At 64.7% G+C, this 19,415-nt stretch carries 18 protein-coding genes; 3 read left to right on the top strand and 15 right to left on the bottom strand.

Going from position 1 to position 19,415, the window contains the following annotated elements; genetic code table 11:
- Nucleotides 1-10: 10 nt before the first annotated feature.
- Nucleotides 11-1,090, bottom strand: a complete 1,080-nt coding sequence (locus XH87_RS28855) for an ABC transporter ATP-binding protein (protein ID WP_271589850.1) — start codon at nt 1,088-1,090, stop codon at nt 11-13.
- Entirely contained in the window at nt 1,087-2,637 is a 1,551-nt protein-coding gene (gene glpD / locus XH87_RS28850; RefSeq protein ID WP_271589849.1) for a glycerol-3-phosphate dehydrogenase, read from the bottom strand. The genes XH87_RS28855 and glpD overlap by 4 nt, the downstream gene beginning before the upstream one ends.
- A gap of 229 nt (nt 2,638-2,866) precedes the next feature.
- Between glpD and XH87_RS28845 the strand changes: the two genes are divergently transcribed.
- Nucleotides 2,867-3,151: a type II toxin-antitoxin system Phd/YefM family antitoxin gene (locus XH87_RS28845; RefSeq protein WP_271589848.1), complete on the top strand. Its 285-nt coding sequence runs from the start codon at nt 2,867-2,869 to the stop codon at nt 3,149-3,151.
- On the top strand, nt 3,148-3,573 hold the full coding sequence (locus XH87_RS28840) for a type II toxin-antitoxin system VapC family toxin (protein WP_271589847.1): 426 nt from the start codon (nt 3,148-3,150) through the stop codon (nt 3,571-3,573). The genes XH87_RS28845 and XH87_RS28840 overlap by 4 nt, the downstream gene beginning before the upstream one ends.
- 3 nt (nt 3,574-3,576) lie before the next feature.
- Here XH87_RS28840 and XH87_RS28835 read toward each other — a convergent pair whose 3' ends face one another.
- Both XH87_RS28835 and XH87_RS28830 read right to left on the bottom strand, forming a co-directional pair.
- Nucleotides 3,577-4,422: a DeoR/GlpR family DNA-binding transcription regulator gene (locus XH87_RS28835; RefSeq protein WP_035699976.1), complete on the bottom strand. Its 846-nt coding sequence runs from the start codon at nt 4,420-4,422 to the stop codon at nt 3,577-3,579.
- Between the two features lie 109 nt (nt 4,423-4,531).
- Nucleotides 4,532-5,218: an HAD family hydrolase gene (locus XH87_RS28830; RefSeq protein ID WP_158668609.1), complete on the bottom strand. Its 687-nt coding sequence runs from the start codon at nt 5,216-5,218 to the stop codon at nt 4,532-4,534.
- Nucleotides 5,219-5,372: 154 nt separating this feature from the next.
- Here XH87_RS28830 and XH87_RS28825 point away from each other — a divergent pair, with 154 nt between their 5' ends.
- Entirely contained in the window at nt 5,373-5,825 is a 453-nt protein-coding gene (locus XH87_RS28825; protein WP_333909216.1) for a nuclear transport factor 2 family protein, read from the top strand.
- Nucleotides 5,826-5,879: 54 nt separating this feature from the next.
- Here the strand turns inward: XH87_RS28825 and XH87_RS28820 are convergent, their stop codons facing one another.
- The 11 genes from XH87_RS28820 to XH87_RS28770 all read right to left on the bottom strand — a co-directional run bounded on the left by XH87_RS28820 (nt 5,880) and on the right by XH87_RS28770 (nt 19,415).
- Nucleotides 5,880-6,071 (bottom strand): hypothetical protein, encoded by a 192-nt coding sequence (locus XH87_RS28820; RefSeq protein WP_247440723.1) that lies wholly within the window; start codon nt 6,069-6,071, stop codon nt 5,880-5,882.
- Nucleotides 6,072-6,289: 218 nt separating this feature from the next.
- On the bottom strand, nt 6,290-6,700 hold the full coding sequence (locus tag XH87_RS28815) for an acyl-CoA thioesterase (protein WP_035699980.1): 411 nt from the start codon (nt 6,698-6,700) through the stop codon (nt 6,290-6,292).
- 7 nt (nt 6,701-6,707) lie between these two features.
- Nucleotides 6,708-8,804 carry a 3-hydroxyacyl-CoA dehydrogenase NAD-binding domain-containing protein gene (locus tag XH87_RS28810; protein ID WP_271589845.1) on the bottom strand — a complete coding sequence of 699 codons (2,097 nt, stop codon included), beginning with the start codon at nt 8,802-8,804 and terminating at the stop codon, nt 6,708-6,710.
- Nucleotides 8,805-8,806: 2 nt separating this feature from the next.
- Nucleotides 8,807-10,090, bottom strand: coding sequence for an acetyl-CoA C-acetyltransferase (locus XH87_RS28805; protein WP_271589844.1), 1,284 nt, complete (start codon nt 10,088-10,090; stop codon nt 8,807-8,809).
- Nucleotides 10,090-12,357, bottom strand: coding sequence for an acyl-CoA dehydrogenase (locus XH87_RS28800; RefSeq protein WP_271589843.1), 2,268 nt, complete (start codon nt 12,355-12,357; stop codon nt 10,090-10,092). Before XH87_RS28800 ends, XH87_RS28805 begins: the two co-directional genes overlap by 1 nt.
- A 327-nt stretch (nt 12,358-12,684) precedes the next feature.
- Complete coding sequence (locus tag XH87_RS28795) at nt 12,685-13,308, bottom strand: flavin reductase family protein (protein WP_271589842.1); 624 nt, start codon at nt 13,306-13,308, stop codon at nt 12,685-12,687.
- A gap of 131 nt (nt 13,309-13,439) precedes the next feature.
- Nucleotides 13,440-14,039, bottom strand: coding sequence for a TetR/AcrR family transcriptional regulator (locus XH87_RS28790; protein ID WP_035699987.1), 600 nt, complete (start codon nt 14,037-14,039; stop codon nt 13,440-13,442).
- 34 nt (nt 14,040-14,073) lie between these two features.
- Nucleotides 14,074-17,211: an efflux RND transporter permease subunit gene (locus tag XH87_RS28785; protein ID WP_035699989.1), complete on the bottom strand. Its 3,138-nt coding sequence runs from the start codon at nt 17,209-17,211 to the stop codon at nt 14,074-14,076.
- Between the two features lie 225 nt (nt 17,212-17,436).
- Complete coding sequence (locus XH87_RS28780; protein ID WP_158668604.1) at nt 17,437-18,543, bottom strand: efflux RND transporter periplasmic adaptor subunit; 1,107 nt, start codon at nt 18,541-18,543, stop codon at nt 17,437-17,439.
- Nucleotides 18,544-18,770: 227 nt separating this feature from the next.
- Nucleotides 18,771-19,163 carry a type II toxin-antitoxin system HicB family antitoxin gene (locus XH87_RS28775; RefSeq protein ID WP_271589841.1) on the bottom strand — a complete coding sequence of 131 codons (393 nt, stop codon included), beginning with the start codon at nt 19,161-19,163 and terminating at the stop codon, nt 18,771-18,773.
- Between the two features lie 63 nt (nt 19,164-19,226).
- A complete protein-coding gene (locus XH87_RS28770; RefSeq protein ID WP_271590907.1) occupies nt 19,227-19,415 on the bottom strand; it encodes a type II toxin-antitoxin system HicA family toxin in 189 nt (62 codons plus the stop codon).

Raw genomic sequence — 19,415 nt, 5'->3', positions numbered from 1 at the left:
CGCATCTCCCTCAGGATTGACCGGGAGCCGCGACCAATCGGTCGGCAGCATCGAAAACGAAGACGTCATTGGGATCGAGCACGGCATCGAGCGTTTGGCCGGGCTCGAACTCGTGCACGCCGTGCAGCACCGCCACCCAGTTCGATCCCCCGCGGGTCAAGTGCACGAAGCTCTCCGAACCGGTGATCTCGGTCACCGTAACCGTGGCGTGGAAGGCGTGGCGGTCGGCCTCGCCATTGGCAAGCGCAAGCTGGTGGGCGCGGAAGCCGACGCGATAGGCACCGTCCGCGAGCGAGGAATAAAGGCCAGCGGCCGGCGAGGCCGTGCCGCCGGCATAGGCGACCTGCCCGTTCTTCTTCTCGATGCCGACGAGGTTGAGCGGCGGATCGGAAAACACCTGCGCGACGCGCAAGGTCTGCGGCCGACGGTAGACGTTGGCGGTCTCGCCCATCTGGAGCGCCCGGCCTTCCCACATGCACACCGTGTTGCCGCCGAGCAAGAGCGCCTCGGTCGGCTCGGTGGTGGCATAGACGAAGATCGCGCCCGAGGCCTCGAAGATGCGCGGCAGCTCGGCGCGCAGCTCCTCGCGCAGCTTGTAGTCGAGATTGGCGAGCGGCTCGTCGAGCAGCACGAGATCGGCGCCCTTGACCAGCGCACGTGCGATCGCGGTGCGCTGCTGCTGGCCGCCGGAGAGCTGGAGCGGCGTTCGCTTCAGGAACGGCTCGAGCCGCAGGAGCCTTGCAGCCTCCGCCACGCGCGCCTCGATCTCATCGCGCGGCTTGCCCTGCACACGCAGGGGTGACGCGATGTTCTCATAGACCGTGAGCGAGGGGTAATTGATGAACTGCTGATAGACCATTGCGACCGAGCGCTGGCGCACGTCGGCGCCGGTGACGTCCTTGCCGTTGACCAGCACCCTGCCCGTGGTCGGCTTGTCGAGACCGGCGAGCAATCGCATGATCGAGGTCTTGCCCGACAGCGTCGGCCCGAGCAGGACGTTGAGCGTGCCGCTCTCGAAAGTCAGGGAGACATCGCGGATGTGCGCGACGCCGTCGACGGTCCGGGTCACGTGATCGAGTGTCACGGTCATGAGCGTCCTCCCGCTTCCAGCAGGGGACTTTGCGGCACGGCATGGGTCCTGATCCAGTCGTCGAGCGCCGCAATCTCGTCGGCAGATAGTCGCAGGCCGAGCTTGGAACGGCGCCAGACCACGTCCTCCGCGGTGAAGGCCCACTCATTGGCCATGAGATAGCGGACCTCGCGTTCGGTCAGGGTCGCGCCGAAGGCCTGGCCGAGATCGGCCAATGATTGCGCCTCGCCGAGCAGCTTGATCGCCCTTGTGCCATAGGCGCGCGCAAGCCGCCGCGCATGCTCATGGCCGAGGAAGGGATAGCCGCGCTGGAGCTCGGCGATCAGGCCGTCGATGTCGGACACATTCATGTCGCCGCCCGGCAGCGGCCATTTTCCGGTCCAGCCCTCGCGCGCCTTCGCGCTGCGCAGATAGGGCGCAAGGCGTTCCAGGGCCTCTTCGGCGAGCCTCCGATAGGTCGTGATCTTGCCGCCATAGATCGACAGCAGCGGCAGGCCACCGGGCGTGTCGAGCTCGAACACGTAGTCGCGCGTTGCGGCCTTGGCCTCGCTGGCGCCATCGTCATACAGAGGCCGCACCCCGGAATAGGTCCAGACCACGTCCTCCGGCATCACGGGCTTGGCCAGATATTCGCTCGCCGCCTTGCAGAGATATTCGATCTCCTCAGCCGTCGCCTTCACTTTGGCGGGATCGCCGTCATAGTCGCGGTCGGTGGTGCCGATCAGCGTGAAATCGTCCTGGTACGGGATGACGAAGATGATGCGGCCATCGGCATTCTGGAACATGTAGGCGCGATCGTGGTCATAGAGCTTCCTGACCACGATGTGTGAGCCCTGCACCAGGCGGACTTTTGCCTTCGCATTGACGCCGGCGCCGCGACCGAGCACGTCCTCGACCCAGGGACCGCCGGCATTGATCAGCGCGCGCGCCTGAACCTGCGAGCGCGCGCCGGTGAGCGTGTCGACCATGCCGACGGTCCAGAGGCCCTCGGACTGGCGAATCTCGGTGGCGCGGGTGCGGGTGCGGATCTCGGCGCCCTTGTCGGCGGCATCGCGCGCGTTGAGCACGACGAGACGAGCGTCGTCGACGAAGCAGTCGGAATATTCGAACGCGTGGGCATAGCGATTCGGGATCAGCGGCTTGCCAACCTCGTCGCGCCTGAGGTCAACCGAGCGGGTCGCCGGCAACAGGTGGCGGCCGCCGATGTGGTCATAGAGGAAGAGGCCCAGGCGCAGCAGCCAGGCAGGACGCAGGCCGGCATGGTGCGGCAGGACGAAACGCAGGGGACGGATGATGTGGGGCGCGATGCCCCAGAGAATCTCGCGCTCGATCAGCGCCTCGCGAACCAGGCGAAACTCATAATATTCGAGATAGCGCAGGCCGCCATGCACCAGCTTGGTCGACCAGGACGACGTCCCGCTCGCCAGATCGTTCATTTCGCACAGGAAAACCGTGTTGCCGCGGCCCACCGCGTCACGCGCGATGCCGCAGCCGTTAACACCGCCTCCGATGATGGCGAGGTCGAAAATACGCTCCAACAGACGCATCCCCCGACGGCCGCCCGTTCGTCGAGCGGCTACTTTCGTTTTTGATTAGATCACACCGGAAAGCGAAAGCAAGATGAAAGAGAGGCCAAAGGAAATGAAAGAGGAACTTTTTCGTGGGCAAAATAGCCGCGGAAATGGGCAGCTTGGACAGCAATTCGAGAAGCAGCCACGCCCTTGAACAGTCAACTAGGCAGAATTATAGTTATAATGGTCATATTGGTTATACTTCATGGTCAATCGCAGCACTGCACCCGACTCGCTTCCGACTGATGACACCTGGACGCTCGCCAACGCCAAGGCACGGCTGTCCGAGGTGATCGACCGCGCCCAAATCGGCCCGCAGGTCATTACCCGCCACGGCAAGCCCAATGCGGTGGTCGTTTCCGCCGAGGAATGGGCGCGCAAGGTCGCACGCATAGGCACGCTCGCCGAATTCCTGCTGGCCTCGCCGCTGCGCGGCGCCGACCTCGAGCTTGAACGCGTACACGACGCGCCGCGCGACGAAATGCCGTGAACCTGCTGCTCGATACCAATGTGCTGTCGGAGGTTCAGCGGCCGGCGCCTTCGCCGAAAGTTCTGGCTTGGCTTGATACGATCGACGAGGACCGCGCGTTCATCAGTGTTGCCTCGATCGCCGAGCTTCGCCGCGGCATCGCATTGCTGGAGGACGGCCGCCGGCGCACGGCGCTGGCAGCTTGGCTTGCCCACGATCTGCCGGCGCGGTTTGCTGAACGCGTCCTGCCGATCGACCAGCCGGTGGCCGAGCGCTGGGGCGATCTGATCGCTCAGAGCCGCAGGAGCGGCGCTGCGTTGTCCGTGATGGACGGCTTCTTTGCAGCAACCGCACTCGCGCACGGCCTCACGCTCGTCACGCGGAACGTGAAGGACTTTGCTGCATTTGGCGTCCCGCTGCTCAATCCGTGGGACGACGCATAAGCCCTATCGCAACCGCACCACCGGCGCGGCCTCCGGTGCCGCATCCTGGGCATCGGCCGGCGCATCGTCGATGTCCGCGCCCTTGGGAAGCGCCTCCACCACCTCGATGCCCTTGCTGTGGCAGATGGTGGCGAGGCGCTCGGGCAGTTCCTGGTCGGTGACGAAGGTCTGGATCTGGGTGATGTGGGCAATGCGGACCGGCGCGCTACGCCGGAGCTTGGTGGAGTCCGCAACCAGCATGACGCTGCGGGCATTGGCGATGATGGCCTGCGCTACCTGCACCTCGCGATAGTCGAAGTCGAGCAGCGCGCCTTCCTCATCGATCGCGGACGCACCTATGATGGCATAGTCGACCTTGAACTGGCCGATCAGCTGCGTCGCGGTCGAGCCGACCACCGCGCCATCGGCGCGCCGCACCGTGCCGCCGGCGACCACCACCTCGATACGGGGATGGCGGTAGAGCAGCATGGCGACGTTGAGATTGTTGGTGATGACGAGGAGGTCCTCGTGCGAGGTCAGCGCGCTCGCGACCTCCTCCGTCGTGGTGCCGATGTTGATGAAGAGCGAGCAGCCGTTCGGGATCAGCGAGGCGGCGGCCGCACCAATGGCCTTTTTCTCGTCGGCGGCGACGAAGCGGCGCGCCTCATAGGCGAGGTTTTCGACACCGGAAGCGATGATGGCGCCGCCATGGATGCGGGTCAGCGATCTCCGCTCGCAGAGATCGTTGAGGTCCTTGCGGATGGTCTGCGCCGAGACCTCGAACCGGCGCGCGAGCTCCTCGACCATGACGCGGCCGGAGGCACGCGCGATGTTGAGGATTTCGGCCTGGCGATGAGTCAATCCGGTCACGGCAACGGCCTCAAATCAGGATGATGATGCATGGTGCGGCGGTTCGCGCCTTCGGTCAATGCGCGCGCCGATCACGGTTAACGGATGAAGGCCCCCACCACGCCGTTTCTTACCAAGCCATGGCGCTCGCGAGATGCCTGAGCAGCGCCGGATCGTCGAAGGCGCTGGCGGAGGCGATTGCGCCGGCTGCAACCAGGTCGTCATGGCTGAGGCTGGTTCGGACACCGATGGTCGAAATACCGGCCGCTGTGGCCGATTGCACGCCGGTGCGGGAATCCTCGAATGCGATCGAGGCCCGTGCGCTGGCGCCGACGAAACGCAGCCCCTCCTGATAGGGCAGCGGATGCGGCTTGCCGTGCGGCAGCTCGGCTCCGATCACGAGCGCCTTGAAGCGATGCGTGATGCCGAGACCGGACAGCAGCAGCTCGGCGTTAAGACGCGGAGCATTGGTCACCGCGACCATGGGAATGCCGGCGCTATCGGCCCGGTCGAGCAGCGCCATCAGCCCCGGAAGCGGCCGGATCTGCCCGGCCACCAACGTGCGGAAGACCTCCTCCTTCTCGTCGAGGATCAGGGCGCGTCGCTCCGGCGCCTCGTTCGGCAGAAAGCGCTCACCGATAGCCACATTGGCGAAACCTTGCAGTTCCCTGGAGAAGCGCGCGTGATCGAAGACATGGCCGTGCGGACCCAGCACCTGGTTGAACGCCTTCAAGTGCAACGGATCGGTGTCGGCGAGCGTGCCGTCGATGTCGAACAACAACGCCCTGCCCATCGCATCGTAGCTGGCCTCGATCATTTCCGTACTTTCCCAAATGCGCGACCCATCGATGCGGGAGACGTATCAATACGGCCTCGATCGCGCAATGACGCATCCACATGTCGACAATGCGACACTCGACAACGTCGCGCGCGGCTGCAACACTCGCCGCAAGATCAAAAAGGAGGAAACGATGACGATCAACCGACGCGATCTGGCTCTCTCGACGCTGGCCGTCTCTGCGCTCGCATTCACGACACCCGCGCTGGCGGCCTCAGCAGACGAGGAAGCCGTGGCGAAGAAGGTCGAGGCCTTCCGCCAAGCCCAGATCGCGGCCGATCCGAAAGCGCTCGGCGCGCTATGCTGGGACGATCTCAGCTACAGCCATTCCAGCGGCAAGGTCGAGGACAAGGCGACGTTCATCGCCAACGCCACCAACGGCAAATCGAAATTCCTGTCGATCGAATACAAGGACCCCACCATCAAGGTCGTCGGCCCCGCAGCGATCGTGCGTTTCCACTGGGTCGCGGAACAGGAGATGGCGGCTGATGGGAAAAAAGTGCCGACCAACCTTCACATCCTGATGAACTGGCAGAAGCAGGGCGACGAGTGGAAGTTGCTGTCGCGGGCCGCGACGAAGCTGTGATCAACAGTGTCATTCCGGGACGCGCCGAAAGGCGCGGCCCCGGAATGACAAGGCTCACGCCGCCTCCTTCACATCGCCGTTAACCAGCTTGCGCGCGGCGCGCTCGGCTTCGCGGGCGTTGCGGAAGAGCTGGCCTTCGAGACGGTTGAACCGGTCAGACGAGGCGAAGAAGCAGTAGCCCCCTTGAGAGCGAACGACGATACCTGCGGTCTGCGAATTGACTTCGATGATGTAGCTGTCCGGCATGGTCCGTGGATTCCTCAGTGCGGGCAAATAACGGTGCTCCTGCCCAAAGGTTCCCCAGGCATTTGAGGCCGTTTCCACCCCGAATCGACACGCAATTGAGTACGCCGGGACCTCATCCGTTTTATGACTGGTTCTTGGCGATGCCGCGACGACGATGACTCACTCGCGCCGCGTTTTGCTGCGCTGCAAGTCTTCGTGAGGCAGAGCGTCGCGCGCGATTACGTCGCGATCGGCGGATCGTTTCGCTGGATCGCCTGCGGACGGCCGTGGTCGTCGATCGAGACGTAGGTGAAATTGCCGTCGGTGACGAGGAACGGATGAAGCTCCTTGCGCCGCAATGCCCAGGCCTCGAGATGCACGGTCAGCGAAGTGCGCCCCACGCGCACGAGATTGGCGTAGACCGAGACGAGATCGCCGACATAGACTGCCTTGCGAAAATTCATCGCCTCGATCGCGACTGTCACGGTGCGCGACCTCGCGGCCTTCGAGGCGAACACACCGCCGCCGACGTCCATCTGGCTCAGCAGCCAGCCCCCGAAAATGTCGCCGTTGGCGTTTGTGTCGGCCGGCATCGCCAGCGTGCGGATGCAGAGATCCCCGCTCGGTCCGGTGTTGGCTTGCTCGTTCATGCCTGTCTCACTTGAAATTGTCCCAGCCCGGATCTGGCGCGAAGCGCGCGCCGAATCGTTCCGCCAGCCCATGCAGGGTGGATACAATGTTCTCCGCGCCGCGCGTGCGCGCATAGTTCAGCGGACCACCGCGGAACGGTGCATAACCGGTGCCGAAGATCATGGCGCCGTCGACCGCATCGCCATCGTCGACGATGCCTTCGCGAAGCGCCGCGACGCAGACGTTGGACATCGGCAGCACCAGGCGGTCGATCATCTGGTCGGTGACGCGCGGGCCGGTCTCGGGAAGTGGCGCCTTCTCCGCCTTGCCGTCCTTCCAGGTGTAGAAGCCCTTCCCGGTCTTGCGGCCGAGCTCGCCCTTGGCGACCTTGTCGCGCAACCAGGCCGGCGTCGGCGGCAGGAGGTCGCCGAACCTGGTGCGCAGCATGTCGCCGACGTCGATGCAGATGTCGAGCCCGACCTGATCGGCGAGTTCGATCGGCCCCATCGGCATGCCGAACTGCTCGGCTGCGGCGTCGATCAGGCGCTGGTCGATCTTCTCGTCCAGCATCACCATCGCTTCCAGCATGTACGGCGTCAGCGCGCGGTTGACGAGGAAGCCCGGCGAGCTCTTCACGGCGAGCGGCAGGCGATCGATCGCGCCGACGAAGGCGAGCGCGTCTTTCAGTACCTGCTGATCGTTGCCGTCATGGCTGACGACTTCGACAAGCTGCAGCCGCGACACTGGGTTGAAGAAATGCAGGCCGACCAGCCGCTCCGGGCGCGCCAGCACGGTGCGCAGATCCTGAAGCGGAATGCTCGAGGTATTGGTGGCGAGGATCGCACCGGGCTTCATCCGTGGCTCGAGCCCGGCATAGACCTTCTGCTTCAGCTCCGGCTTCTCCGGCACCGCCTCGATGATGAGATCGGCATTGCGGACGCCCTCCCCGTCCATGTCGGGGATGAGGCGATCGAGCGCATCACGCACCTCCGTGGGCTTGCGGATGATCTTGCCGTAGAGGTCGGCGGCGCGCTTCACTGCGCCTGCGATCGGCTCGGCCTTCATATCGGCGAGCGAGACGCGCAGTCCCTGCCCCGCACACCAGGCGGCGATGTCGCCGCCCATGGCGCCGGCACCGATAACATGGACGTGCTTGATCCCATTGCCGCCGCCTGCGGCCTTCTTCATTTGCTCGCGCAGGAAGAAGACGCGGATCAAATTCTGCGCGGTCGGCGTCACCATCAGCCTGGCGAAGGAAGCCTGCTCCGCCTTCAGCATCGCGGCCTTGCTGCCGCCATGGGTCTCCCAGAGATCGATCAGTGCGTAAGGCGCGGGATAGTGCTCGCGGGATGCTGCCTTCGCGGCCTCCGCGCGCATGCGCCTGGCGAGCAGGCCACGCACCGGCCCGAGATTGGCGGCGCGCGTGAGCAGACCGGGCTTGGCCCGCTTCAGGCGGCCGAACAGCGCGTCCTTTATTGCGCCCTGGACGTGGCGCTCCTGCGTCACGACATCGACGAGGCCGAGCGCCCTGGCACGGCGCGCATCGATGGTGCGGCCGGTCAGCATCAGCGCCATCGACCGGGTCGGATTGACCAGCGCGGTGAAACGCGCGGTGCCGCCGAGACCGGGATGCAGGCCCAGCATCACCTCCGGGAAGCCGAAGCGCGCACCGTCGATGGCGATGCGCGACTGGCAGGCCAGCGCCACCTCGAGCCCGCCGCCGAGGCAGAAGCCGTGGATGACCGCAACCGTCGGCAGTTTTAGCGCTTCCAGATGATCGACCACCGCATGCGCGGCGCGGATGCGCGCCTCCACCATGTCGGGATCAGACGCGCCGCGGAATTCGTTGACGTCGGCGCCGGCAATGAAGCCGGATGGTTTGGCTGAGCGGATCACGAGGCCGGCCGGACGCTCGGTCTCGATCGCCGCGAGCACGGCGTCGAACTCCTCCATCACATCGGAGGACAACGTGTTGGCGCTTGCGTCAGTGCGGTCGAACAGCAGCCAGGCGACGCCATCGGCATCGCGCGTCAACTTGAAGTGCCTGTAGGGACCGTCTGTCGCAGGCTTGGGCCCCAGCTCCAGCACGCGGTCGCCCAGCGCCGTCATGATCTTGGAATCCATGGTCACACCGCCTCGATCAGCATTGCGCCGCCAAGCCCGCCGCCGATGCATTCGGTGGCAATGCCACGCCGCGTGCCAAGCCGCCTCATGGCGTTGACGAGATGCAGCACGATGCGATTGCCGGAGGTGCCGACCGGATGGCCGAGAGAGATGGCGCCGCCGTCGACATTGAGCCTATCGCGATCGATCTCGCCGGCGGCGCCGTCGAGCCCGAGAATCTCGCGGCAGAACTTGTCGTCGTTCCAGGCGGCGAGGCAGCCGAGCACCTGCGTCGCGAAGGCCTCGTTCAGCTCCCAGGTCTCGACGTCCTTGATGGTGAGACTGTTGCGCGTGAGCAGCGGCGTCGCCGATATCACCGGACCGAGCCCCATGATGCTGGGATCGAGCGCCGCCCAATGGCTGTCGACGATAGCCGCTTTCGGCGTCAGTCCGTGCTTTGCGACGGCCGCATCGGAGGCAAGGATCACCCAGGAGGCGCCGTCGGTGATCTGCGAGGAATTGCCGGCCGTGACCTGGCCCCAGGGACGCTCGAACACCGGCCGAAGCCTTGCCAGCGTCTCGGCCGTCGAGTCCGGCCGCACGCCGTCGTCATGGTCGAAGAATTTTCCGTCACGCGAGAACGCCGTCTCAACCTCACCCTTCAGATAGCCTTCGGCTTGTGCATGCGCGAGCCGGCGATGGCTCTCGGCGGCGTAGGCGTCGGACTGTGCGCGCGTGATGCCGAAGAGATGGCCGACGACCTCGGCGGTCTGGCCCATGTTCAGCTCGGTGATGGGATCGGTCAGTCCGCGCTCGAGGCCGATAATCGGCTTGAGATAGCGCGGCCGCAGCTTGAACGCTGCAGCGAGCTTCGCCGCCACACCCTTGGCGGTGGCGAGCCCGGCGAACCAGCGCACTCCGGAATTGGGCCAGACCAGCGGCGCATGGCTCAGCGCCTCGGTGCCGCCGGCGAGGATCATGTCGGCATGGCCTTCACGGATGTAGCGGTAGGCGGTGTCGATCGACTGCATGCCGGAGCCGCAATTGATCTGCATAGTGAAGGCGACCATGTCCTCGCCCATGCCGAGCCGGAGCGCGGCTACGCGGGCCGGGTTCATCTCGTCGGCGATCACGTTGACGCAGCCGAGGATGACCTGGTCGAAGCTGTCAGGCGCAAATGGCTGGCGCGCCAGCAGCGGCCGTCCGCACTGCACGGCGAGATCGACCGGCGTGAACGGACCGGGCCCCGAACGCGCCTTCAGAAACGGCGTCCGGCTGCCGTCGACGATGAATACCGGTCGTGCCATCAGCTCGCCGCCCTCTGTTCACCGAGTTCCTGGAAGAACTGATGCACATTGACGGTTTTCTTGTAAATCGGCGACAGCGCCTCCGGCGCAAAATCGTCGACCTCTATCACTTTTGTGACGGCTTCGCGGGCCGCGGCGAGCTGCTCGCCCTCAGCCTGCGTGATCACACCCTTGGCAACCGCTTCCTTCCAGTCGCGGATATGCGCGGCGCGCATGCGCTTGGCGATGGTGTCCGTGCCAGCGACCAGCTTGAACGCGCGCTCCAGACGGGTAAAGCCGCCGTCGTCATCGACATGGGCCAGATCCGGCGTGAGGCGCTCGCGTGCCGCCGACGGCTCCAGCACCAGGCTCGCGCATCGGTGCACGACGCGGTCGGAGGGGCCGAGCACGCGCGCGCCGAACGGCTGAACCACGAGCCTGAGGAAGCCTGCGACGAGGCGGTTGGGCAGATTGGCGAGGATTTCGGCAAGCCGGTTCTCGATGGTCCGGACGCCGGTCGCCATGCACCATTCCAGTGCGGCAAAATCCTCCTTCTGCCGGCCTTCATCCTGCCAGCGCTTCAGCGCAGCCGAGAGCAGATAGAGCTCGGACAGGATGTCGCCGAAGCGTGCCGACAGCATCTCCCTGCGTTTGAGCGCGCCGCCGAGCGTCAGCAGCGCCATGTCGGCGCAAAGCGCGAAGGCCGCGGAGTAGCGCGAGAGCTGGCGATAGAACGGCGTGGCCTCGCCCGCATCGGGCGCCGGCGCGAACGCGCCAAAGGTCCAGCTGCGGCCAAAGGCGCGGAGCAGTGTCCGGAAACTATGGCCGACATGCTTCCAGAACGCCTTGTCGAACGCGCTGAGCCCGCGCTCACGATCGGGGTCGGCGAGCGCATTCATCTCATCAAGCAGATAGGGATGGGCGCGGATGGCGCCCTGCCCGAACACGATGAGGTTGCGGGTCAGGATGTTGGCGCCCTCGACGGTGATGCCGACCGGCACGGCGCGATGCAGATTGCCAAGATAGTTTTGCGGACCGTCGATCACGGCCTTGCCGCCATGAATGTCCATGGCGTCGTCGATCGCGGTGCGCATCCGCTCGGTTGCATGCAGCTTCATGATGCCGGAAATGACGGCGGGATGAATGCCGGCATTCAGCGCGGCACAGGTCAACCGCCGTGCCGCGTCGAGTTGATAGGCGGTCGCAACGATGCGCGCGAGCGGCTCCTCGACGCCTTCGAACTTGGAGATGGAGATGCCGAACTGCTCGCGGATGCGGGCATAGGCGCCGGTGGCGCGCGCCGCATAGGCGGCACCGGCCGCTGACAGCGACGGCAGCGAGATGCCACGACCGGCGGCAAGCGCGGTCATCAGCATCTTCCAGCCCTGCCCCAGCCGCTCCTTGCCGCCGACGACATAGTCGAGCGGAATGAAGACGTCGCGTCCCCAGTTCGGGCCGTTCTGGAACACCTGCATCGACGGCAAATGGCGCTGGCCGATCTCGACGCCGGGCAGATTGGTCGGGATCAGCGCCACGGTGATGCCGAGCTCTTCCTGATCGCCGACCAGACGATCCGGATCGTAAGCCTTGAAGGCAAGGCCAAGCAGCGTCGCGACGGGTCCGAGCGTGATGTAGCGCTTGTGCCAGTTGAGCCTGAGGCCGACGACTTCGCGTTCTTCGAAAGTGCCCTTGCAGACGATGCCGGTGTCGACCATCGAGGCGGCGTCGGAGCCGGCTTCCGGGCTGGTGAGCCCGAAGCAGGGAATGTCGCGGCCGTCGGCGAGGCGCGGCAGCCAGCGCTCCTGCTGCTCCCTCGTTCCGAAGCGCATGAGGAGCTCACCGGGCCCGAGCGAGTTCGGCACCATCACGGTGACGGCGGCGGCGATCGAGCGGGTCGAAATCTTGCGCACCACTTCCGAATGGGCGTAAGGCGAGAAGCCGAGTCCGCCGAACTCCTTCGGAATGATCATGCCGAAGAACTTTTCGCGCTTGACGAAGTGCCAGACATCCGGCGGCAGGTCGCGCAATTCCCAGAAGATCTTCCACTCGTCGAGCATGGCGCAGAGTTCGTCGACGGGCCCGTTGAGGAAGGCCTGCTCCTCCTCCGTCAGCGTGGCCTGTGGCACCTTCAGCAGCTTCGACCAATCCGGATTGCCGGTGAAGAGATCGGCGTCCCACCAGACGTCTCCGGCTTCGAGGGCTTCACGTTCGGTGTCGGACATCGTCGGCAGCACGCCGCGCGCCCAGGAGAAGATCGGCTTGGTAAGTATGTCGCGGCGGAAGCTCATGGCTGACCTCATGCATCGGCGCGGTTATCGGGTATTTTAGCGGAAAGTGACCAGGGTGCGTGAACACTTCGCGGGCAAAACGAAGCGAATTGACGCGGCCGGGCAGCCGCCCGGGGACCTAACGGCCGGGGCGTGGGCGCAGTTCCGGGAGGGATTGGAGTGCAATGTCTCCGACCGTCATTCCGGGGCACGCGAAGCGGGAGCTATGGTGCGCAATTGCGCACCTGAGAATCCATAACCACGATCGGGAGTATGGATTCCGGGCTCGCGCCTGACGGCGCGCCCCGGAATGACGATGCGGAGAGAGTGGCGTGACCCGGGGCCAGATCAATCCGGCCGCACCATCTCGAACATGTTTTCCGGCTTGATCTCGAAATAATCGCCGCGCCGGCCGGCGCGGACGATCGGGCGGGCGGCGGCGGTCTGGTAGACGCCGTCCTTGATCATGGCCTTGTCGATGTGGACGGCGACGACCTCGCCGAGCGTCAGCCAGCCGTCGGCCTCCTTGCCGTCCGCACCTTTGAGGCGGACGATGTCGGACACCTTGCACTCGAAGGCGACGGGGCTCTCGCCGACCCGCGGCACGTTGACGAGCTTGCCCGGCACGGCGGTGAGCCCCGCGAGCTTGAACTCATCAACCTCGGGCGCGACGTGCGCAGCGGTCGCGTTCATGTGCTTGGCAAGGTCCATCGTGGCGAGATTCCAGACGAACTCGCCGGTCTGCTGGATGTTCTCGACCGTGTCCTTCCAGTTGGTGGAGGAGAAGCCGATGATCGGCGGGACGTAGCAGAAGGCGTTGAAGAAGCTGTAGGGCGCGAGGTTGACGTGGCCCCTGGTGTCGCGGGAGGAGATCCAGCCGATCGGCCGCGGTGCGATGATGGCGTTGAAGGGATCGTGCTTGAGGCCATGGCCCTTGGACGGCTCGTAGTAGTACAGGTCTTTGTCGGTCACCGCGAGGTCTCCACTCTCCGTCATTCCGGGGCGATGCAAAGCATCGAACCCGGAATCTCGAGATTCCGGGTTCGCGCTGCGCGCCCCGGAATGACGGCAGGAGCACTTATAAAAGGAAACCCGCCGCCCCGTCAGTGCCGCGGCGACAATCCCGCGATGACGAAATCGATCATCTGGTCGATGGTCGGCCCCGGCTTGGTGGCGCACTGGGCGATCATCTGGGGGTGGAAGAAGCGCATCATCGCGGTGCAGGCGCACAGCGAGGCCAGCTGGAGGTCCTTCGCCTCGAACTCGCCGGAGGCCACGCCCTGCGCGATCATCTGGCCGACGACGCCGGCGATGCACTCCATATGGTTGACGCAGACCTGCCAATCCTCCTGCATCGCGATCTCGACCATCTCGTGCAACTTGTTGTCGCCGACATAGCGCTCGGTGTTCATGCGATGGATGGTGGTGAGCAGTTCCCGAAAACGCTCCGGCACCGGACCGGGCTTCGCCACGATCCGCTGCGCCTCGAGCTCGACCTCGCCCATGAGCGAGCGGGCCACCGCCTGATGGATCGCCTTCTTCGATTCGAAGAAGCGATAGACATTGGCGGGGCTCATCCGGAGCTCCTTGGCGATGTCTCCGACCGTGGTCTTCTGGTACCCGATCTGGCGGAACAGCCGCTCGGCCACCTCGAGGATACGATCCCGGGTGTCACCTTCGATATGTTCCGCAACCAGTGTCATCTGTCAGGACTCGTCAATCAGCACTTCATCTCACTTATTCAGCCGCCTCAGCAAGCGGAATTGCAGGATGTTCATCGCTGCCATGCTGCGGCGCGGCAGGTTGCTCGGGGTTGCCGGCCTCGTCCAGGCTCTTCCTGAACCAGAGCGCATAGAGGCCCGGCAGATACAGCAGCGTCAGGAAGGTCGCGACGAACAGACCGCCCATGATGGTAATCGCCATCGGCCCCCAGAAGGCCGAGCGCGACAGCGGGATCATGGCGAGGATGGCGGCGAGCGCCGTCAGCACCACCGGACGGGCGCGGCGGACGGTGGCTTCCACGATCGCCTCGCGCCGGGTCAGGCCGTGGGAGACGTCGGTCTCGATCTGGTCGACCAGGATGACCGTATTGCGCATGATCATGCCGGCGAGCGCGATCAGGCCGAGCAGCGCCACGAAACCGAACGGGGCATTGGCGACGTTGAGGCCGAAGGAGGCGCCGACGATGCCGAGCGGCGCGGTCAGGAACACCAGGATCAGGCGCGAGAAGCTCTGGAGCTGGATCATCAGCAGCGTCAGCATCACCATGACCATCACCGGGAAGAGGATGAAGATCGAGGCGTTGCCCTTGGCGGATTCCTCGAAGGCGCCGCCCGGCTCGATCCGGTAGGCCGGATCGAGGTGATCCTTGATTGCCTTCAGCTTCGGCGTGATCTGATTGGTGACATCAGGGGCCTGCACGCCGTCGACGACGTCGGAGCGCACGGTGATCGCCATGTCGCGGTTGCGCCGCCACATGATCGGCTCCTCGTGGGCATATTCGATCTTGGCGATCTGCTGCAGCGGCACGGCCACCCCATTGCGCGAGGTGACGGTGAGATCGCCGACGCCGCCGAGGTCGAGGCGCTCGGATGGGATCGCGCGGGCGACCACGCCGACCTTCTCGATGCCGTCGCGCACGGTCGTGACCTGCGAACCCGAGATCAGCATCGACAGCGCCTGCGAGACGTCCTGCGGGGTCAGGCCCATGGCACGGGCGCGATCCTGGTCGACGACGAGCTTGAGGTAAGGCGACTGCTCGTTCCAGTCGAGCTGGACGTCCTTGACGCTCTTGTTCTGCCGCATGACGTCGCGGACCTGGTAGGCGATCTCGCGCACCTTGTTGGCGTCTGGGCCGATCACGCGGAACTGTACGGGGAATCCGACCGGCGGGCCGAAGTTGAAGCGGTCGACGCGCACGCGCGCCTCGGTCAGGAAGCCTTCGGCGGCTGCGTTCTCGATCTTGGCCTTGATGCGCTCGCGCGCCTCGACACCCTTGGCGACGATGACGATCTCGGCGAAGGCCTCGTTCGGAAGCTGCGGATTGAGGCCGAGCCAGAAGCGCGGCGAGCCCTGGCCGACATAGGACGTATAGGTCTCGATGTCCTTGTCGTCCTTCAGCAGGGTTTCGGCCTTCTTCACTGCCTTCTCGGTGACGTTGAAGGCGGTGCCCTCGGGCAGGCGGAGCTGGAGGAACAGCTCGGGCCGCTCCGACAGCGGGAAGAACTGCTGCTGCACATGGCCGAAGCCCACGATCGAGGCGATGAAGACGCCGACGGTCGCAGCCACCACCGTGATGCGGTGGTTGACGCACCATTGCACGATGGCGCGGAGGCCGCGGTACATGCGGGTCTCGTAGACCGCATGCGGGTCGTGGTGATGGTGGGCCTTCATGTCGGGCAGCAGCTTGACGCCGATATAGGGCGTGAAGATCACCGCCACGAACCAGGACGCGACCAGCGCGATCGCCACGATCCAGAAGATGCTGCCGGCATATTCGCCGACCGCGGAATTGGCAAAGCCGATGGGGAGGAAGCCAGCGGCCGTGACCAGCGTTCCCGTGAGCATCGGAAACGCAGTAGATTCCCAGGCAAACGACGCCGCACGCATGCGATCCCAGCCCTGCTCCATCTTCACCACCATCATCTCGACCGCGATGATGGCGTCGTCGACGAGCAGGCCGAGCGCGATGATCAGCGCGCCGAGCGTGATGCGATGCAGGTCGAGCGACATCGTGTTCATCACGATGAAGACGATGCCGAGCACCAGGGGCACCGACAAAGCGACCACAATGCCGGTGCGCCAGCCCAGCGCCAGGAACGAGACGAACAGCACGATGACGAGCGCTTCCATGAAGGAATGCACGAACTCGCCGACGGCGTGCTCGACCACCTTGGGCTGGTCGGCGATGAGCTTGACGTCGATGCCCTGTGGCACCGCCTTCATGAACTCGTTGGTCGCCTTCTCGACCTCCTTGCCGAGCTCGAGGATGTTGGCGCCCTTGGCGGTGACGACGCCGATGCCGATCGCCGGCTTGCCCTCCTGGCGCACGACGAAGCTCGGCGGATCGACATAGCCATGGGTGACGGTGGCGATGTCACCGAGACGGAAGACGCGGCCGTTGCTCTCGACCGGCGTTTCGGCGACGGCCTTGGCGCCGTCGAGCGCGCCGGTGACGCGCAGCGGCACCCGCTGCGAGGAGGTCTCGACCGTACCGGCCGGCGTCACGTTGTTCTGCTTGGCGAGCGAATCGAACAGTGCCTGCGGCGTGATGCCGAGCGTGGCGAGCTTGGCGTGGCTGAACTCGACGAAGATGCGCTCGTCCTGGTTGCCGTAAACGTCGACCTTGGTCACGCCCGGCACCTTCAGGAGGCGCTGGCGGAAGCCTTCCGAGACCTTCTTCAGCTGGGCATAGTCGGCGCCGTCGCCGGTCATCATGTAGAGGATGGAATCGACGTCGGAGAACTCGTCGTTGACGACGGGCCCGAGGATGCCGGATGGCAACTGGCCCTGCACGTCGACCAGCTTCTTGCGCAGGAGGTAGAAGAGATAGGGCACGTCTTTCGGCGGCGTCGAGTCGCGGAACGTGACCTGGAGCGCGGTGAAGGCGGGCTTGGAATAGGTCTGCACCTTCTCGAAATAGGGCAGCTCCTGGATCTTCTTCTCGATGGGATCGGCGACCTGCGTCTGCATCTCCTGCGCGGTCGCGCCGGGCCACATCACGGAGACGTTGACCACCTTCACCGTGAAGAACGGATCCTCGGCGCGGCCGAGCTTCTCATAGGAGAAGAAGCCGGCGACGCCGAGCACGAGCATCAGGAAGAGAACCAGCGTCGGATGGCTGACGGCCCAGGCCGAAAGGTTGAAGCGCTTCATCGCTCTCTCCGAAAGGACGATCCAATTGCCAAAAACACGACAGCCACTCAATTCAAGTCGTCGTCGCGAGGCAGCGAAGCAACCCAGGGGGCTGGGCAGGTTCTGGATCGCTTCGCCGCTTCAGCCTTTGCTTAGGGACAAAGGCCGAAACTCACCTCACACGACGTAACTTGACTTCTCTTGTCATTCGGGGGCGCCCGCAGGGCGAACCCGGAATGACAACAACTAGAAACTCAGTGACGATACGATCCGCACCCGCTGGCCCGGATCGAGCTTCTGCACACCGAGGGCGACGATCTTGGCTCCCTCTTCCACGCCGCCGGTGATGACGACGTCGTTGCTCTCGTAGGATTTCACCGCCACCGGCCTCAAGGTGAGCGCGCCGTTGTCGTCAACGACGTAGAAGGACGGCTTGCCGCCTTCGTTGAACAGCGCCGACAGCGGCAGCCGCGCGACGCGCTCGGTCGCGGCATCCGACAGCGTCAGCGTCGCGGTCATGCCGAGCGCGACCTTGTCGTCGGCCTCGGGCAGCGAGAACTTTGCCAAATAGGTGCGCGTGGCGGGATCGGCCGTCGGCGCGATCTCGCGCAGCCTGGCCGCATACTTCTTGTCCGGCTCGGACCAAAGAGTGACGCTGGCGACGCCCGACTTGGCGCGTCCGACCAGCGTCTCAGGGATTGCGACGACCGCTTCCTTCTCGGCAAAGCGAGCGACGCGGATCGAGGCCTGGCCCGCGGCAACCACCTGGCCGGGCTCGATCAGCGTTGCGGTGACGACGCCGCGGGCGTCGGCAACGAGCGTCGCGTAGGAAAGGGAATTCCGGGTCAGTTCGACCGAGCGCTGAGCCCGATCCAGCCGGGCGCGTGCCTCGTCGGCGGCGGCGCGGCTCGAATCCATCTGCGCGTCGGTGGTCCAGCCTTTGGCCTTGAGGTCCTTCGCGCGCTGCTCGGCGGCGGCGGCCTGGGCCAGCACGCCGGTCGCCGCGGTCTGCTCGGCCTCCGCCTGTTCGGCCTGGAGCTTCAAATCGACCTCGTCAAGGGTGGCGAGCGGCTGGCCCGCCTCGACGGTCTGACCGACTTCGACGAGACGCTTGGCGACCTTGCCGGCGACGCGGAAGCCGAGGTCACTCTCGATCCGGGGCCGGATGGTGCCGACGAAGCTGCGCTCGGGGGTCTCGGCATCATAATGCGCGGTCGCCACCAGAACCGGCCGCGGCGGCTCGGCCTTTTCAGCGACGGTGTCATTGCACCCGGCCAGGGCGGCGGCCATCAGGGCCAGCGACACACCCGCCAAGAGCCTGGAATAGCTGGACAAAACCGACCGGACGAACATCGAAGGACACTCCTGCATCTCGAATGAGAGGAATGTCGACTAATCACTGATAAAAGTCAATAATCGTCAGTCATCAGGAAAGCGTGATCATTAAGGGGTGGTAACCCTCCCCCTCGTCCCGGAAGCCAGGGCCACGACCCCTGAGTCGGCTGAGAGGAACGTCTCCTCGCTTGACCCAAGAGATCAGCGGCGAGGCATCGAAGCGCGAGGAGAAGGAATCGTCGGCGTTAAGCCGCCAACGCCTTCCTTGCTGCCTGAGCGAGAAATCCCGATCGCGTGAAGCCTTGCTGCTCCGCGCGCCGGTCGATTTCGCCTAAAACATCTGCGGGAAGAGTGATGTTCACTCGAACGCTTTTCACCTCTTCGATAGGCGCGGGAATCAGAACTGCCACGCCTTTTCTGTTCTCTGCATTCGCCATGATCTCTTCGAGAGATGAGGGTTCTGGGACAGCTTCGCCGTCTTCGGCCAACCCTTCAAGATGAAGGGCCAGGGCCTCGGTTGCCATTTGGCGAGCTTCGTCCAAGGTGCTTCCGGCACTGATCACGCCAGGAAGATCAGGAAACGAGACACCGTAATCGCTGTCCGCGTCCTTATGGATTAAGGCGATGTAGTATCGCATTGTTGCTCTCCAGCAATTCAGGGCGAACCTTAATGACTCTTCCCTGGCCCCATCCGGGGTTGGTTACTTCAGCGTTAGGCCGGACTGCTTTTCGATGCTCTTCAATGTTCCGATCGGAACATCCTTCTTCGGATGAGGGATCGTTACGCGCCCCGGCTTCATCGGGTGCTTAAATTGAACGTGGCTGCCCTTTTGGGCGACTTGCGTCCAACCATCGGCTCTCAGAGCAGCGATGACATCCGTTGATGTCAT

The sequence above is a fragment of the Bradyrhizobium sp. CCBAU 53415 genome (assembly GCF_028128735.1).
In the GTDB taxonomy this organism is placed as follows: Bacteria; Pseudomonadota; Alphaproteobacteria; order Rhizobiales; family Xanthobacteraceae; genus Bradyrhizobium.
This window is presented reverse-complemented; position numbering and strand designations above follow the sequence as displayed.

Excerpts from the sequence above, each read along its gene's own strand:
- XH87_RS28830 (WP_158668609.1), bottom strand. The coding sequence starts at position 5,218 with ATGATCGAGGCCAGCTACGATGCGATGGGCAGGGCGTTGTTGTTCGAC.
- XH87_RS28790 (WP_035699987.1), bottom strand. The coding sequence starts at position 14,039 with ATGACACTGGTTGCGGAACATATCGAAGGTGACACCCGGGATCGTATC.
- XH87_RS28770 (WP_271590907.1), bottom strand. The coding sequence starts at position 19,415 with ATGACATCAACGGATGTCATCGCTGCTCTGAGAGCCGATGGTTGGACG.
- XH87_RS28825 (WP_333909216.1), top strand. The coding sequence starts at position 5,373 with ATGACGATCAACCGACGCGATCTGGCTCTCTCGACGCTGGCCGTCTCT.
- glpD (WP_271589849.1), bottom strand. The coding sequence starts at position 2,637 with ATGCGTCTGTTGGAGCGTATTTTCGACCTCGCCATCATCGGAGGCGGT.
- XH87_RS28805 (WP_271589844.1), bottom strand. The coding sequence starts at position 10,090 with ATGGCACGACCGGTATTCATCGTCGACGGCAGCCGGACGCCGTTTCTG.
- XH87_RS28785 (WP_035699989.1), bottom strand. The coding sequence starts at position 17,211 with ATGAAGCGCTTCAACCTTTCGGCCTGGGCCGTCAGCCATCCGACGCTG.
- XH87_RS28855 (WP_271589850.1), bottom strand. The coding sequence starts at position 1,090 with ATGACCGTGACACTCGATCACGTGACCCGGACCGTCGACGGCGTCGCG.
- XH87_RS28780 (WP_158668604.1), bottom strand. The coding sequence starts at position 18,543 with ATGTTCGTCCGGTCGGTTTTGTCCAGCTATTCCAGGCTCTTGGCGGGT.
- XH87_RS28810 (WP_271589845.1), bottom strand. The coding sequence starts at position 8,804 with ATGGATTCCAAGATCATGACGGCGCTGGGCGACCGCGTGCTGGAGCTG.
- XH87_RS28815 (WP_035699980.1), bottom strand. The coding sequence starts at position 6,700 with ATGAACGAGCAAGCCAACACCGGACCGAGCGGGGATCTCTGCATCCGC.
- XH87_RS28800 (WP_271589843.1), bottom strand. The coding sequence starts at position 12,357 with ATGAGCTTCCGCCGCGACATACTTACCAAGCCGATCTTCTCCTGGGCG.
- XH87_RS28775 (WP_271589841.1), bottom strand. The coding sequence starts at position 19,163 with ATGCGATACTACATCGCCTTAATCCATAAGGACGCGGACAGCGATTAC.
- XH87_RS28820 (WP_247440723.1), bottom strand. The coding sequence starts at position 6,071 with ATGCCGGACAGCTACATCATCGAAGTCAATTCGCAGACCGCAGGTATC.
- XH87_RS28845 (WP_271589848.1), top strand. The coding sequence starts at position 2,867 with ATGGTCAATCGCAGCACTGCACCCGACTCGCTTCCGACTGATGACACC.